We start from the raw sequence: 15113 nt of genomic DNA, 5'->3' as shown, positions 1-15113 counted from the left end.
CGTTTCATCACGACTGAGGCGTTTGCGGCGCTAGCGTGAGGTGTGTCCCGAATCTTCTCCTTCGCCGCGGCCTTGACCCTGCCCGCCGTGTTCGCGCTGCCCTCCGCGGGGCTGGCCGCGCCGTCCGGTGGCGCCGCGCTGCCGCCGTCCGGGCCGGCCGCGCCGTCCGGTGGCGTCGCGACGGCGCTGCGGGCCGGGCCGGACGGCGTTCCCGTGCCCCCGGCCGGCGGCCCCGACGCGCAACGGCTCACCGCGGCGCTGCTGGCCGCACCCGAGCTGCCGGCCGGCTTCGCCCCGCAGCCGGACGCCGTCGACGACCTGTTCGCCCGGATCCCCGCCGAGATCGCCGCCTGCGGGAAAGCCACCGGCGTCGCCCCGGGCGCCGTCTACCGCGAGTACCTCCGCGGCACCAACGACGAGGAACTGCTGATCGAGACCCTGGCCGCGCCGGGGGACGAGGCCGCCCGCGCGGCGGTCGCCGCCCTCGCCGGAACCCTGCCGGCCTGCAAGTCCTTCACCCGGGCGCCGGGCGAGCTGCCGGCCGAGATGCGGTTCGCGATCTCGGCCCACCCCGACCCCGGGATCGGTGACGTCTCGGCCGGTCTCGCCTTCGTGATGACCGTCCCCGACATGAACCTGACCGTGAACGGCCGCCTGCTGACCGCCGCCACCCACGGCCTGCACGTCACCGTCCTGCTGATGACCGAGGACGCCCCGAAGACCGCCGACCTGGAAGCCGCCACCCGCGCCGCCGTCGCGAAACTGAAGGACCTGCGGTAAGGCGCCGGGCGGCGACCACGCAGCAGCCCGGTGGCCGCGCCGCGGCCCGGGCTCGGGGACGACGCCGCGGTGGGAGCCACGGCGCCTTCGGTGGCCGTACCGGAGATCAGCCCTTGACCTTGCCGTCCCCGACCTCGATGTGCCGGTTGGTGGCGACCGCCTCCAGCATCCGGCGGTCGTGGGTGACCAGCAGCAACGTGCCCGTGTAGGACGTCAGCGCGGACTCCAGCTGCTCGATCGCCGGCAGGTCGAGGTGGTTGGTGGGCTCGTCGAGGACCAGCAGGTTCACGCCGCGGGCCTGGAGCAGGGCGAGCGCCGCGCGGGTGCGCTCGCCGGGCGACAGGGTGGCGGCGGGGCGCACGACGTGGGCCGACTTGAGGCCGAACTTGGCGAGCAGGGTGCGCACGTCGGCGTCGGGCCAGTCGGGAACGGCCGTGCCGAACGCGCGGACCAGCGGCTCGTCGCCGAGGAACAGGCCGCGGGCCTGGTCGACCTCGCCGATCACCACGCCGGGGCCCAGATGGCGGTCGCCGGAGTCGAGGGGGAGCCGGCCCAGCATGGCCGCCAGCAGGGTGGACTTGCCGGAGCCGTTGGCGCCGGTGATGGCCACCCGGTCGGCCCAGTCGATCTGCAGGGTGACCGGGCCGAGAACGAATGACCCCCGGTGCACGACGGCGTCGCGGAGGGTGGCCACGACGGCGCCGGACCGTGGCGCGGCGGCGATCTCCATCCGCAGTTCCCACTCCTTGCGGGGCTCCTCGACGACCTCCATGCGCTCGATGAGCCGTTCGGTCTGGCGAGCTTTCGCGGCCTGTTTCTCGCTGGTCTCGCCGCGGTTGTTCTTGACGTGCTTGTCACCGTCGGTGGCTTTGCGGCGGGCGTTGCGGACCCCCTTGTCCATCCAGGCGCGCTGCATGCGGCCGCGCTCGAGCAGGTCTTCCTTCTTGTCGGAGTACTCCTCGAACTCCTCGCGGGCGTGCCGCCGGGCCCGGTCGCGCTCCTCCAGATAGGACCCGTAGCCGCCGCCGTAGAGGTTGACCTGACTCTGCGCCAGGTCGAGCTCGAGCACCTTGGTGACGGTGCGGGTGAGGAACTCGCGGTCGTGGCTGACCACCACGACCCCGGCGCGCAACCCGGCCACGAACGCCTCCAGGCGGGCCAGGCCGTCCAGGTCGAGGTCGTTGGTGGGCTCGTCCAACAGGTACAGGTCGTAGCGGCTGAGCAGCAGCGACGCCATGCCGGCGCGGGCCGCCTGGCCGCCGGAGAGGGCGGCCATCGGCAGGTCCAGGTCGAACCCGAGGTCGGTCTCGGCGATCCGCTCGTCGAGGTCGGCGCCGCCCAGGTCGAGCCAGCGCTCGAGAGCCGCCGAGTACCGGTCGTCGGCGCCGGGCTCCTCCGACGCGAGATCCTCGGCCGCCGCGTCCATCGCCGCCTGCGCGGCGGCGACGCCGGTGCGCCGCGCCAGGAAGTCCCGCACGCTCTCGTCCGCCCGGCGCTCCCGCTCCTGCGGGAGATATCCCACGTTCGCCGCGGGCGGGCTCAGCGAGACGCCTCCGCTCTCCGTGGGGATCAACCCCGCGAGGGTACGCAGAAGCGTCGTCTTGCCGGCCCCGTTCACCCCGACCAGGCCGATCACGTCGCCCGGTGCGACGACCAGGTCGAGGGCGGTGAAGAGGGTGCGGTCCCCGTGTCCCGCCGCGAGTTGCCGGGCGATCAGTGTTGCGCTCATCGGCTCTCATTTTAGGGGCATCCCCTAACATCGATGTTTGGCGATACGGTGTGCCGATGCGACTGCTAGCCAGGAGCCTCGCCGTGCTCCTCGTCCTCACCGGCCCGGTGGTGATGGCCGCCGATCCGGCCCACGCCGCGACCCCGACCCAGCCGATCCACGACTACGCCTCAGCGATCCGGGAACAGGTCTGGGTGCAGACCCCGGCCGACAGCGACGCCGACGGGCGGCCCGACCGGGTCTCCGTGCGGATCATCCGGCCCGCCACCGCGCGCAAGGTGCCGGTGATCTTCCAGCCGAGCCCGTACTACGCGGGCCTCAACGACATCCCCAACCACGACGATGTCGACCGTGGCTCCTCGTCCCTGGCGGCGCCTCCGGCGGTGAACCGCGCGGAGAACATCACCTTCGCCGGCTACCTCGACAACTACTTCGTGCCGCGCGGCTACGCGGTGGTCTTCGCCGACAGCCTCGGCAGCGGCGGCTCGGACGGCTGCCCCACCTCCGGCGGGCGCAACGAGACCCTGGGCATGAAAGCCGTGATCGACTGGCTCAACGGCCGGGCACGAGCCTTCGACGCGGCCGGCGCGCCGGTGCGAGCCGGCTGGTCCACCGGGCGGACCGGCATGATCGGCGTCTCCTACAACGGCACCCTGCCGAACGCGGTCGCCGCCACCGGCGTGCGCGGCCTGGAGACGATCGTGCCGATCGCCGCGATCAGCAGCTGGTACGACTACTACCGCAGTAACGGCGGCGTGGTCGCCCCGGGCGGCTTCCAGGGCGAGGACACCGACATCCTGGCCAAGGCGGTCCTGACCCGGTCCTCGCCGGACGTGTGCGCCGGTGTGACGGAACACCTGGAGCGGGCGCAGGACCGCGAGACCGGCGACTACAGCGCGTTCTGGGCCGAGCGCGACTACGTGCGTGACGCCCACAAGGTCCGTGCCAGCGTGCTGCTGGTGCACGGGCTGCACGACTTCAACGTGCGGACCGGGCAGGCCGGGCAGTGGTGGGACGCGCTCGGCAGGAACGGCGTGCCCCGCAAGATCTGGCTGCACCAGGCCGGGCACACCGACCCGTTCAACGTCCGCCGCGCGGAGTGGCTCACCACCTTGCACCGGTGGTTCGACCACCACCTATACAAGATCGACACGGGGATCATGCGGGAACCGGCGGCCGACGTCGAAGTGGCCCCGAACCGGTGGGTGACCTCGCGCTCCTGGCCGCTGCCCGGGAACTCCACCACGATCCGGCTGGGCAGCGGGCCGAGGCAGACGTTCACCGACGACACCTCCCGGACCGCCGAGTCGCTGGCCGCCGCGCCCGGCGCCGCCGACCCCCACCGGTTCGCCCACCTGACCGCGCCGCTCACCAGGGACACGCGGCTCTCCGGGACGCCGTCCGTCACGGTCCGGGCCGACGTGGCCGGGGAGTCTCCGTTCCTGACGGCGCTGCTCGTCGACTACGGGACCGCTGACCGGTTCGTGCGGCTCCGTGCGCTGCCCGAACAGGACTGCGTCGGCCCCGGCATCGACGGCGACCCCGGATGCTTCGCCAAGCGGGAGCACGTGACGGCCCCGTCCGACTACGAGATCGTCGCCCGCGGCTGGATCGACGTGCGGAACCGGTTCTCACCGGCGGTGACCACGCCGGTCACGGCCGGGAAGCCGTACACCTTCCGCTGGGATCTGCAGACCACCGACCACGTGTTCGCGGCCGGCCACCGGATCGGCCTGGTGCTGATCTCGACCGACCGTGATCACACCCTGCGTTACCCGGCGGGCACCGTCGTCGGGATCGAGCCCGGCGCCTCCTCGGTGGAGCTGCGCCTCAACTGATCTCCACCGCTGATCCGCTCACCTGGACCCCGGTCACGCCGGGGTCCAGGCGGACGGTGATCCGGCTCGGCCGCCCCATGTCATCGCCCTGCCGCAGCGCGATCGTGGCATCCGCCGCGACCAGGCCCAGCTCCCGCAGGTAACCACCGAGGGCCGCCGCGGCCGCACCGGTGGCCGGGTCCTCGTAGACGCCACCGACCGGGAACGGGTCGCGCACGTCGAACGCGGCCGGCCCCTCCCGGAACACCAGCTGCACCGTGGTCCAGCCACGCTCCGTCATCAGCGCCTTCAGCGCGGGCACGTCGTAGTCCAGGTCCGCGAGGCGGTCACGGCTGCCCACGGCGATGATCGGGTGGTACGCCCCGGCGAACGCGACCTTCGGCGGAAGAAGCGGATCGAGGTCGCCCACCTGCCAGCGCAGCGCCGCCAGCAGGGCCTCCAGGTCGGCCGGTGAGAGGTCGCCGACGTGCGGGTCCACACTGGTCAGGGTCGCCGTCGCGGACTCGTCCACCCGCACCGGGACCACGCCCGCGTTGGTCGTGAAGACGTGCTCGCCCGCGCCCAGCGCGACCGCCGTCGCCACTGTGGCGTGACCGCAGAACGGCACCTCGGCGAGCGGGCTGAAATAGCGGACCCGGTACCCGTTCGCGCCGGTCCGGCCGGTGACGAAGGCCGTCTCCGAGTACCCCACCTCGGCGGCGATCTTCTGCATCGTGGCGTCGTCGAGGGTGCTCGCGTCCAGGACCACACCGGCCGGGTTGCCGCCCGCCGGATCGAGCGTGAAGGCCGCGTACCGCTGAATCTGCGTCATGCAGCCGAGCGTGCCGCGAGGCACGCACGGCGACCAGAGCCAATCCCACGAGGTTGGATGTGTCCGGCGGCACAACACATGCTCCTCCACCCGGCATCGGGCCCGGTCGTGCGGGTTCGCGGCAGGTGACCGGCGGTTGCGGACGCGGCGCGGGGCAAAGTCCGGTCGTGGTTTGTCACACGGCCGGAGTAGCGTTCTTGCGGTGACAGAGGCGACCAGCGCGATCACGCCCACCCCACCCGCCGACCTGCCCCGCACCGTGGGCGAGCTGCGTGCCTCCGGGCACGAGTTCCGCACGGTGAAAGAGGAGCTGCGCGACAACCTGCTCGTCAAGCTCCGCTCCGGCGAGCCGCGGTTCCCCGGCATCGTGGGTTATGACGACACCGTCCTGCCCGAGGTCGAGCGGGCGCTGCTCGCCGGCCATGACATGGTGCTGCTCGGCGAGCGGGGCCAGGGCAAGACCCGGCTCCTCCGGGCTCTCGTCGGCCTGCTCGACGAGTGGACCCCGTTCATCGCCGGGTCCGAGCTGCGGGAACACCCGTACCATCCGCTCACCCCGGCGGCCCGCCGCCTCGCCGCCGACGCCGGCGACCTGCTGCCGATCGCCTGGCTGCACCGCTCCGAGCGCTACGGCGAGAAACTCGCCACCCCCGACACCAGTGTCGGCGACCTGATCGGCGACGTCGACCCGATTAAGGTGGCCGAGGGCCGGGCCCTGGGCGACCCGGAGACCATCCACTTCGGCCTGGTGCCCCGCACCAACCGCGGCGTCTTCGCCGTCAACGAGCTGCCCGACCTGGCCGAGCGCATCCAGGTGTCGCTGCTCAACGTGCTGGAGGAGCGCGACATCCAGGTCCGGGGATATCAGCTGCGGCTCCCGCTCGACCTGCTGCTGGTGGCGTCGGCCAACCCGGAGGACTACACCAACCGCGGCCGCATCATCAGCCCGCTCAAGGACCGGTTCGGCGCCGAGATCCGCACCCACTACCCGATCGACCTCGACCTGGAGACGGCCCTGATCCGTCAGGAGGCGTCGCTCGTCGCGTCGCTCCCGGAACACCTGGTCGAGGTCCTGGCCCGATACACCCGTGGCGTCCGTGAGTCGCCGTCGGTGGATTCCCGGTCCGGTGTGTCGGCCCGGTTCGCGATCGCGGCCGCCGAGACCGTCGCCGCGTCGGCGCTGCGGCGGGCCGGGCTGCGCGGCGAGCGCGAGGCGGTGGCACGGGTCTGCGACGCCGTGTCGGTCACCTCCACGCTGCGCGGCAAGGTCGAGTTCGAGAGCGGCGAGGAGGGCCGGGAGACCGAGGTCCTCGGCCACCTGCTGCGAGTCGCGACGGCCGAGACCTTCCGGGCCCGGCTGGCCGGCCTCGACCTGTCCGGCTTCACCGACCTGGTCGCCGAGGGCGCCATCATCGAGACCGGCGACCTGGTCAGCGCCGAGGAGCTGCTCGGCCAGATCGGGACGGTGCCGGGCCTGGCCAAAGTGCTCGACCGGCTCGGGCTGGGCGACGCGCCGAGCCCCGGTCAGGCCGCCTCCGGAATCGAGTTCGTGCTGGAGGGTCTGCATCTGACCCGGCGGCTCGCCAAGGAACTGACCGACGACGGCCGAGCCCTCTACGGGAGCTGATCGCGATGACTGACCTCTCGGCCCGCCCGCCGGGCCCGCTTCCGCCGGTTCTGGTCGCATCGGCTCGGGTTGCGCCGGCTCCGCTTCCGTCGGCTCCGCTTCCGTCGGCTCCGCTTCCGTCGGCCCCGCTTCCGTCGGTTCTGCTTCCGTCGGCTCTGCCTCCGCCGGTTCTGCTTTCGGACGCTGGGGCCGCCCGGTGAGCGGGAACGTCTTCCGTTACGGCGCCTGGCGTGACGGCCCCGACCCGCTCGCCCCGCCCTACGACGTGCGCGCCGCCGTCGACGAGATGGGGGAGCGGGTCCTCGCCGGCGACAGCCTGCGCGACGCGCTGCGCGACCTGATCCGGCAGGGCCCCCGGGACGGGCAGGGCGGCCTCGAGGCACTGCGGGAACGGGCCCGGCGGCTGCGGCGGGAGGCGCTGCGGCGGGGCAACCTGGACGGGGCCGTCACCCGGGCCCGGCAGATGCTCGACCAGGCCCTCGCCACCGAGCGTGACGCCCTCGCCGCCCGCGACGACGACGCCGCCCGCTTCAACGAGGCCGTCCTCGACAACCTGCCACGGTCGGTGTCCCAGGCGGTGTCGGATCTGTCCGACTACGACTGGGCGTCCACCGAGGCACGCGACATCTACCAGCAGATCCTCGCCGGGCTCCGGGAAGAGGTCGTCGCGCAGCGCTTCGCCGGCATGAGGCAGGCGCTGCGACAGGGCGACTTCGCCGACGTCTCCGCGATGCTGGGCGACCTCAACGACCTGCTCGGCAAACACGCCCGCGGCGAGGAGACCGACGACGCTTTCCGTGACTTCATGGCCAAGCACGGGCAGTTCTTCCCCGACAACCCCCGTAACGTCGACGAGCTGATCGACTCGCTGGCCCGGCAGGCCGCCGCCGCCGAGCGGCTGCTCCGCTCCCTGAGCCCGCAGCAGCGTGAGGAACTCGAACAGCTGATGGCGCAGGCCCTCGGCGACGGCCCGCTCCGGGGCCGGCTCGCCGAGCTGACCGACAACCTCCGCGCGCTGCGGCCCGGCCTCAACTGGGGGCGCGGCGAACGGATGCGCGGTCCCGCCGAACTCGGTTACGGCGACGCCGCCTCCGCCCTCGGAGAGATCGCCGACCTCGACGAACTGATCGACCAACTCGGCCAGGAACACCCCGGTGCCACCCTCGACGACGTCGACGTCGAGGCCGTCGAACGCCAACTCGGCCGGAGCGCCGCCGACGACGTGCGCCGCCTGCGTGAACTCGAACGCGAACTCCGCCGCCAAGGCTGGGTGCAGCGCGACGCCGACGGGCTCACCCTCTCCCCGAAAGCGCTGCGCCGGCTCGGCCAGTCCGCCCTGTCCGCCATCTTCCGCGACATCGCCGGCAAACGCGGCGACCACGACATGCGCGACGCCGGTGCCGCCGGCGACCTGATCGGCTCCTCCCGCCGCTGGGAATTCGGCGACGACCAGCCCCTCGACGTGGTCCGCACCATCGGCAACGCGGTCCGGCGCCGCGCCGCCTCCGACCGTTCTCTCCCGGTGCGGCTGACCGCCGACGACTTCGAGGTCGCGGAAACCGAACGACGGTCCTCCGCGGCCGTCGCCCTCTGCGTCGACCTGTCCTACTCGATGTACGCCGACGGCCGCTGGGGCCCGATGAAACAGACCGCCCTCGCCCTGTCCCACCTGGTCGCCACCAAGTTCCAGCAGGACGCGCTGCAGATCATCGGGTTCGGCCGCTACGCGCAGACCCTCTCGCAGGGTGAGCTCGCCGCCATCGAGCCCACCATCGAGAAAGGCACCAATCTGCAGCACGCCCTCAAACTCGCCGGCCGCCACCTGCGCCGCCACCCCGGATCGGAGCCGGTGGTCCTCGTCGTCACCGACGGCGAACCCACCTCCCACCTGGAAGACGACGGCGAGGCCCTCTTCTGGTGGCCGCCGCTGCCCGAGACCATTCAGGCGACCGTCCGCGAGGTGGACCTGCTGACCCGTTACGGCGCCACCCTCAACGTCTTCATGCTCGGCGAGGACCCGGGCTTGCGCCGCTTCGTCGGCGCCGTCGCCAACCGCAACGGCGGCCGCGTCTTCAGCCCGGACGCGGCCGACCTGGGCCGCTACGTGATCGACGACTACGTCCGCGCCCGCCGCGGTCGCCACCCCCGCTGAGCCGCGCTCATCCGCCACCTTTCAAGCCCGTCCCCGCCTGCGCCCGGCCCCGCCCGCGGTGCGTTCGGCCGGCGGTGCGTTCGGCGGTGCGATCGGCCCGCGGTGCGCTCCGCCGACGTCCCAACCCTCAGGTCCAGCCGCAGCTGGGCCGCTCAAACCCATCCTCCAGGCGGTGCTGTGGGCGACGGCTGGTGGTCTTGGCTCGGCCACGGCTGGCGGGTCGTTCGGTGCCCTGGTGGAGTGTGCGGGTCGGGGCGAACGGAGGGGGAGGCTAGCCTCCTAGGATGACCTGGCGGGTGTGGCCGGTGTGACTGCGCGTCAGGCGGGAGGACGCGGCTGGTTATAGTTGCTCGGCGAGCGATCGGGACATACGTGCACAGCCGCCCGGAAGCGGGCGGCGACGGGACCCGGGCTTGCGTACGCGCCGGGCGGGGGCCTCGGCCGAGGGGGAGAGGAAGTCGCGATGTCGCAGCAGCCTGCGCCGTCCATCGAGTCCTCCAACCGGATCTGGACCCTGCCTAACGTCATCAGTTTCGTGCGGCTGCTCGGGGTGCCGCTCTTCCTCTACCTGCTGCTCGGGGTGGAGAACGACATCGCCGCGGTGATCGTGCTGGCGGTGGGCGGGTCCACCGACTGGGTCGACGGCTATGTCGCCCGCCGGATGAACTCGGTGAGCCGCCTCGGGGAGTTGCTGGATCCGTTCGCGGACCGGCTCTACATCGTGGCGACGCTGGTCGGGTTCACCATCCGTGAGGTGCTACCGCTGTGGTTCACGTGCGCGTTGTTGCTGCGTGAAGCGGTGCTCGGGGTGGCGCTGATCATCCTGCGCCGCCACGGTTACGGTCCTCCGCCCGTTCATTACGTCGGCAAGACGGGGACGTTCCTGCTGCTCGGCTCGTTCCCGATCATCCTGCTCGCCGAGGCGGTGCCGTCGGTCGACTGGTGGGCGGGCCCGGTGGGCTGGGGTCTGGCCTGGTGGGCGCTGGGTCTGTACTGGTGTGCGGCGGTGCTCTACCTGGTCCAGGCGGTGCGGCTGTTGCGCGCCGACCGCGAGGAGTCCTCGTGAATCAGCCGCCGTCCGGTCGGCCCGACGACACTCCCGTCACGCCGGCCAGAAACGACGCGGTTGACCCGGCAACGAACGATGATGCGGCCGACCCGGCCGCGAACGACGCGGTCGACCCGGCGACCCCTGCCCCGGTAGGCGCTGACACGGAGGGCGTCGGGCAGCATGCGGCCGGCCGGCCCAGTTCCGGACAGGCTGAGAGCCCGGCGGGCGGTGCAAGCCCGGCGGATGGTGCAGGCCCCGAGGGCAGTAGAAGCCCGGCGCATGGTGCGAGTGCCGAGGGCGGTGCAAGCCCGGCGGTGATCCGGCCGGCGGCCAGTGGGACCGCCGATGACGGGGACGGTGTGGTCAAGCCACCGGATCCGGACGGCGGTGCGGCGGGCAAGCGGACCTACGCGCCCGACTTCCTGACGGAGTTGTTCCAGAATCCCCTCGACCCGGGTTACGCGGACGCCGCGGCCCGGCGTGCGAAGGAGGGACCGCGGACCGGGGCGAGGCGGGGCCTGGCGACCGGTTCGGCGGCGCTCACCCTGGTGGTGATCGGGTTTTTGCTGGTGTTCGCCTACCGGCAGACGGTGGACGAGGAGCCGGCCCGCACGCAGGCACGGGACGCGCTGATCGCCCAGGTGCAGACGCGGCGGGACGGGACCGAGAGGTTGCGGCAGCAGGCGGACAGGCTCGCCGATGAGGTCGCGACGCTGCGTGACAACGAGTTGGGCGGCGCGGCGGTGGCCCGGCTGCGCGACCTGGAGGCGGTCACCGGTGTGGCGAAGGTGCGGGGCTCCGGCGCCCGGATCACCCTGGTGGACGGGCCGACCTCGGTGAACGCGGTGACCGGTGAGCGGCGGACCGAGGCGCAGGTGAAGGACACCGATCTGCAGCTTGCGGCGAACGCGCTGTGGGAGGCCGGCGCCGAGGCCATCATGATCAATGGGCAGCGGCTGACCGCGACATCCCGGATCCGGCAGGCCGGCGAGGCGATCCTGGTGGACATCCGACCGGTCGGGTCGCCCTACGAGGTCGTGGCGATCGGGCCCGACGATCTGGCCGACGACTTCCGTGACGGCTATGCCGGCGAGTTCTTCGAGACGTTGTCGGACCGGTTCGGTATCTCCTTCGAGACCGCCGAGGCCGAGGACGTGACCTTGGAGGCGGCGGCCGACTTCAAGCTGCGGTCGGCTGAGCCCAGCGTCGCGCCCTCACCCTCCGGCTCGTCGAAAGTGTCGTCGGGTGCGGGGTCGCCCGCCCCCGATTCGTCAGTGACGGAAGGCGGCCGATGATCGCCGTACTCGCCCTGTTGGCCGGTGTCCTGCTGGGCATTCTGTTCGAACCGTCGGTGCCTCCGGAACTGGTGCCGTACCTGCCGATCGCGGTGGTGGCGGCGTTGGACGCGGTGTTCGGCGGGGTGCGCGCCAAGCTGGACGGCATCTTCGACGACAAGCAGTTCGTCGTGTCGTTCATCTCGAACGTGCTGGTGTCGGCGCTGATCGTCTATGTGGGCGACCAACTCGGCGTCGGCGGCCAGTTGTCGACGGGTGTCGTGGTCGTGCTCGGCGTCCGGATCTTCGGTAATGTCGCGGCAATCCGACGGCACCTGTTCAGGGCATAGGAATCCGATGACCGATCCTGACGACTCCGTCCGGCCCGCGAACGAGGCGGTGCCCGGTCCGGGCCTGCCCATGGCCGGCCGCAGACCGGCCGAGACGCCTCCGTCGCCCACGAGCGGACCGACTTCCGGGGGTTCGCCTTCCGGCGCCCCGGCCGACACGGAAGAGGAGCCGACGACCGCGTTCTTCAGGGAGAAGGCGCCCTCCGCGCGGCAGCCCACCGAGGAGGAGCCGACGAGCGCGTTCTTCGGAAGGCCCGCCTCCCACGCCGCGCCGCTCCCGGAAGGCGAGCCGACGGCGGCGTTCTTCGGAGGTGGCGCTGACCCCGTGCCGCAGACGGCGCGAGATGAGCCGACGGCGGCGTTCTTCGGAGGTGGCACTGACCCCGTGCCGCAGACGGCGCGAGATGAGCCGACGGCGGCGTTCTTCGGAAGTGGCACTGACCTCGTGCCGGACTCCGCCGCGGGCCGGGAAGGCCCCGCGTGGCAGGACTCCGTCGCGAGGCAGGAGGACGAGGAGCCGACGGTGTCTCTGGCGGGGCGGAACCTCGACCTCAGGCCGCCGGCCGCCGGGTCACCCGCGGTGGAGGACGCCCCCGTGGGAGGCGCTGGACGGGACGGTGCTCAGGCCGTACCGCATGATCGTGATCTTGATCGCCGGCGGCACGGATCGGAGGCCGCGGGGGAGACTGGGACCACCGCCGGCGTCGCGGCTCCCCGGACGGGTGAGGGGGCCCCCGCTGCGGGGGAGACGTCCGCCACGTCACCCGATCCGTCGATTTCCGGAACGCCCGCCCGAGAAAGTGATCTTGATCGCCCGAGCCCGAGCCCGACCGGGAGCACGAGCACGACCGCAAGCGTGGACCAAGGCCAGGGCCAGGGCCCTCGGCTGCGGCGGCCCGCGCCGGCCGGCACGCTGATCTGGGTGTTGCTGGCGCTGCTCGGGTTCACGCTGGTGGTGCAGTTGCGCAGCAACGACTCCGACGACGGTCTGGCGGGCGCGCGACAGGAGGACCTGGTCCGGATCCTGAGCGATCTAGAGGCGCAGGACAGTCGCCTGCTCGCCGAGATCCAGGGGCTGGAGCAGAGCAAGCAGCAGCTCACCTCGGGTGTCGCCGGTAAGGAGGCGGCCCGTGAGGAGGCCGAGCGGCGCAGTCAGGAGCTGGGTCTGCTGGCGGGCACGGTGCCGGGCCGTGGCCCGGGCCTGGACATCACGCTGCGCGACGTCGGCGCCTCTCACGTGCTGAACTCGGTGCAGGAGCTGCGCGGTGCTGGCGGTGAGGTGATGCAGCTCAACGGTGCCAACGGGGTGTCGGTGCGGGTGGTCGCGTCGAGCTTTTTCGTGGACGCGGCGGGTGGTGGCATCATCGCCGACGGTGAGCAGCTCGCCGGTCCGTTCCATCTGCTGGTGGTCGGCCCGCCGGGCACGATGAGCACGGCGCTGCAGATCCCGGGCGGGGTGGTGGCGCAGGCGAAGAGCGCCGGCGGTAGCGTGACCATGGACTCGCGTTCCCTGGTCGAAGTGACCGCGGTGCGTAAGGCGGCAGCCTTGCGATACGCACGTCCGGTTTCGTGAATTACGGAGGAAGCGTTGATTCCTGAGGATCTGCGGTACACCGCGGAGCACGAGTGGATCGCCGGTGACGGCAGCGGGCCCGTGCGGGTGGGCATCACCCATTTCGCACAGGACGCCCTGGGCGACATCGTCTACGTGCAGTTGCCCGAGGAGGGCACGGTGGTGCAGGCGGGTGACTCACTCGGCGAGATCGAGTCGACCAAGAGCGTCTCGGAGATCTACGCCCCGATTTCCGGCACGGTCGTGGCGAAGAACGCCACTCTGGCCGACGAGCCGGAAATCATCAACGGCGAGCCGTACGCGGCGGGCTGGCTGGTCGAGATCGCGCCGGACGACCCGGCGTCGGTTTCCGCGCTGCTGGACGCCGCGGCGTACAGGGCTCTGACCGAGAGCTGAGCTTTCCCCAGTCGTCGGCGTGCCGGGTTTCATACCCGGAGGCGAATGGAAGCCATTCGTTTTCCGCGAGTCCGGTTGCCCAGCGATATTGGCGCTGACTAGGCTCGCGGAGCACGCGCAGAACTGTTATTCCTTTGAAACCGATAGTCGAGCGTCCGGGCCAATAGGCCTCGGCGGGGCAGCAACGCTGCATGCCCTGGCCGGGAGGCGACGACCAACTGATCCGTGAGGTGGTCCATGACGCGCCCAGACGACGAGTTCCCCCCGCTCGACGTCACGTCCACGCTGAACCTTGGCGCCCTTGACGAGGTGCTGGAGGGACCTGAGACGGACGTGGTTCCGAGCCGGATGGCCGGTTCGCTCCCGCCGGGGATGGCTCTGCTGGTGGTCCGGCGTGGCCCGAACGCCGGCGCCCGCTTCCTCCTCGATCACGACGTGACGACCAGCGGCCGGCACCCGGACAGTGACATCTTCCTCGACGACGTGACGGTGTCGCGCCGCCACGCCGAGTTCCACCGTGACGGTGGCGTCTTCACCGTCCGCGACGTCGGCTCCCTCAACGGTACGTACGTGAACCGGGAAAGGGTTGAAGCCGCGACGCTCAGCAATGGCGACGAGGTCCAGATCGGCAAGTTCCGTCTGGTGTTCATCGCCGGTCCGCGGCCGGAGGGCGAGGGCCGGGCGTGACTTCGCCGGGGGCGGCCGCGCGTGACCCGGGGGCTTCGCGTCCCCAGGACGGGCGTGAGGGTGCGCTGATGAGCATCGGGGAGGTGCTGGCCCATCTGCGCACCGAGTTCCCCGACACCACGATCTCGAAATTGCGGTTCCTGGAGGCGGAGGGTCTGGTCGACCCGCAACGCACCGCCTCCGGGTACCGCAAGTACTCGTGGAACGACGTGGCCCGGCTGCGGTTCGTGCTGACCGCCCAGCGGGATCAGTACCTCCCCTTGCGGGTGATCCGCGAGCAGCTGGACCGGATGGAGAAGGAGCCGGTGGTCCCGCAGCGGCCCACGCTGGTGGCGGTGGGCGCTTCTCAGGCCAAGGATCCGGCCGACGCCCGCATTCCGAAAGCGGACCTGCTGGAGCGGACCGGGGTGGACGAGGCGGTGCTGGCCGATCTGGAGCAGATCGGTCTGGTCACCGCGCGTCCGCCGGGCTGGTACGACGCCGACCAGGTGATCATCGTGGAGGCCGTGGTGGGTCTTGCCCGTTACGGGTTGGAGGCCCGTCACCTGCGGGCTTTCAAGAACTCCGCGGATCGTGAGGTGGGCTTGTTCACACAGTTGCTGGCCCCGATGGCCCGGCAGCACGACCCGGCGGCGCGGGCCCGTGCCGTCGAGACCGCGCGTGAGCTGCAGGCGCTTTCGCAGCGGTTGCACGCCGCACTGGTCCGTTCCGGCCTGCGCGGCGAACTGGGCCGCTGACCCCGTTGCGCCTACCCTGTTTCGGGGTGTGCCGCACGGATCGGGCGACTGTGGTGTGCGTGTACCGTGCAGGTTAGGGGCGGCTGCGGAGCAGCCGAGACATCAACG

The 15113-nt window shown here is 71.8% G+C and carries 13 protein-coding genes; 11 read left to right on the top strand and 2 right to left on the bottom strand.

Annotated elements, in window-relative coordinates; all coding sequences use genetic code 11:
• The first annotated feature begins 42 nt into the window (after nucleotides 1–42).
• A complete protein-coding gene (locus QLQ12_RS15360) occupies nucleotides 43–780 on the top strand; it encodes a hypothetical protein (protein ID WP_282760506.1) in 738 nt (245 codons plus the stop codon).
• Between the two features lie 106 nt (nucleotides 781–886).
• On the opposite strand, the gene QLQ12_RS15355 is transcribed toward QLQ12_RS15360, so the two are convergent.
• Entirely contained in the window at nucleotides 887–2509 is a 1623-nt protein-coding gene (locus QLQ12_RS15355) for an ABC-F family ATP-binding cassette domain-containing protein (RefSeq protein ID WP_282760504.1), read from the bottom strand.
• 56 nt (nucleotides 2510–2565) lie between these two features.
• Here QLQ12_RS15355 and QLQ12_RS15350 point away from each other — a divergent pair, with 56 nt between their 5' ends.
• Nucleotides 2566–4347: a Xaa-Pro dipeptidyl-peptidase gene (locus QLQ12_RS15350; protein WP_282760502.1), complete on the top strand. Its 1782-nt coding sequence runs from the start codon at nucleotides 2566–2568 to the stop codon at nucleotides 4345–4347.
• Here QLQ12_RS15350 and QLQ12_RS15345 read toward each other — a convergent pair.
• Nucleotides 4340–5158 (bottom strand): PhzF family phenazine biosynthesis protein, encoded by an 819-nt coding sequence (locus tag QLQ12_RS15345; RefSeq protein ID WP_282760500.1) that lies wholly within the window; start codon nucleotides 5156–5158, stop codon nucleotides 4340–4342. The genes QLQ12_RS15350 and QLQ12_RS15345 overlap by 8 nt on opposite strands.
• A gap of 202 nt (nucleotides 5159–5360) precedes the next feature.
• On the opposite strand from QLQ12_RS15345, the gene QLQ12_RS15340 reads away from it, so the two are divergent.
• The 9 genes from QLQ12_RS15340 (at nucleotide 5361) to ftsR (ending at nucleotide 15005) form a co-directional block, all read left to right on the top strand.
• Nucleotides 5361–6785, top strand: coding sequence for a sigma 54-interacting transcriptional regulator (locus QLQ12_RS15340; protein WP_282760498.1), 1425 nt, complete (start codon nucleotides 5361–5363; stop codon nucleotides 6783–6785).
• Nucleotides 6786–6981: 196 nt separating this feature from the next.
• Nucleotides 6982–8937: a vWA domain-containing protein gene (locus tag QLQ12_RS15335; protein WP_282760496.1), complete on the top strand. Its 1956-nt coding sequence runs from the start codon at nucleotides 6982–6984 to the stop codon at nucleotides 8935–8937.
• 463 nt (nucleotides 8938–9400) lie between these two features.
• On the top strand, nucleotides 9401–10003 hold the full coding sequence (locus tag QLQ12_RS15330; RefSeq protein ID WP_282760494.1) for a CDP-alcohol phosphatidyltransferase family protein: 603 nt from the start codon (nucleotides 9401–9403) through the stop codon (nucleotides 10001–10003).
• 344 nt (nucleotides 10004–10347) lie between these two features.
• Complete coding sequence (locus tag QLQ12_RS15325) at nucleotides 10348–11283, top strand: DUF881 domain-containing protein (RefSeq protein ID WP_282760492.1); 936 nt, start codon at nucleotides 10348–10350, stop codon at nucleotides 11281–11283.
• Nucleotides 11280–11612 carry a small basic family protein gene (locus QLQ12_RS15320; RefSeq protein WP_106320077.1) on the top strand — a complete coding sequence of 111 codons (333 nt, stop codon included), beginning with the start codon at nucleotides 11280–11282 and terminating at the stop codon, nucleotides 11610–11612. Before QLQ12_RS15325 ends, QLQ12_RS15320 begins: the two co-directional genes overlap by 4 nt.
• Before the next feature lie 856 nt (nucleotides 11613–12468).
• Nucleotides 12469–13185 (top strand): DUF881 domain-containing protein, encoded by a 717-nt coding sequence (locus QLQ12_RS15315; RefSeq protein WP_282760489.1) that lies wholly within the window; start codon nucleotides 12469–12471, stop codon nucleotides 13183–13185.
• 15 nt (nucleotides 13186–13200) lie between these two features.
• Nucleotides 13201–13581: a glycine cleavage system protein GcvH gene (gene gcvH, locus QLQ12_RS15310; RefSeq protein WP_282760487.1), complete on the top strand. Its 381-nt coding sequence runs from the start codon at nucleotides 13201–13203 to the stop codon at nucleotides 13579–13581.
• Between the two features lie 237 nt (nucleotides 13582–13818).
• Nucleotides 13819–14268: an oxoglutarate dehydrogenase inhibitor Odhl gene (gene odhI / locus QLQ12_RS15305; RefSeq protein ID WP_282760485.1), complete on the top strand. Its 450-nt coding sequence runs from the start codon at nucleotides 13819–13821 to the stop codon at nucleotides 14266–14268.
• Nucleotides 14269–14336: 68 nt separating this feature from the next.
• Nucleotides 14337–15005: a transcriptional regulator FtsR gene (ftsR, locus tag QLQ12_RS15300; RefSeq protein ID WP_282760483.1), complete on the top strand. Its 669-nt coding sequence runs from the start codon at nucleotides 14337–14339 to the stop codon at nucleotides 15003–15005.
• Nucleotides 15006–15113: the final 108 nt, after the last annotated feature.

The organism is Actinoplanes sandaracinus (assembly GCF_030009775.1).
In the GTDB taxonomy this organism is placed as follows: domain Bacteria; phylum Actinomycetota; class Actinomycetes; order Mycobacteriales; family Micromonosporaceae; genus Actinoplanes; species Actinoplanes sandaracinus.
The sequence above is the reverse complement of the archived record's forward strand: the minus strand, read 5'-3'. Positions and strand labels throughout refer to the sequence as shown.

Bases quoted from the DNA above. Each gene is read 5' to 3' on its own strand.
- QLQ12_RS15355 (WP_282760504.1), bottom strand. From the start codon at position 2,509: ATGAGCGCAACACTGATCGCCCGGCAACTCGCGGCGGGACACGGGGAC.
- QLQ12_RS15350 (WP_282760502.1), top strand. From the start codon at position 2,566: ATGCGACTGCTAGCCAGGAGCCTCGCCGTGCTCCTCGTCCTCACCGGC.
- QLQ12_RS15345 (WP_282760500.1), bottom strand. From the start codon at position 5,158: ATGACGCAGATTCAGCGGTACGCGGCCTTCACGCTCGATCCGGCGGGC.
- QLQ12_RS15330 (WP_282760494.1), top strand. From the start codon at position 9,401: ATGTCGCAGCAGCCTGCGCCGTCCATCGAGTCCTCCAACCGGATCTGG.
- QLQ12_RS15320 (WP_106320077.1), top strand. From the start codon at position 11,280: ATGATCGCCGTACTCGCCCTGTTGGCCGGTGTCCTGCTGGGCATTCTG.
- odhI (WP_282760485.1), top strand. From the start codon at position 13,819: ATGACGCGCCCAGACGACGAGTTCCCCCCGCTCGACGTCACGTCCACG.
- ftsR (WP_282760483.1), top strand. From the start codon at position 14,337: ATGAGCATCGGGGAGGTGCTGGCCCATCTGCGCACCGAGTTCCCCGAC.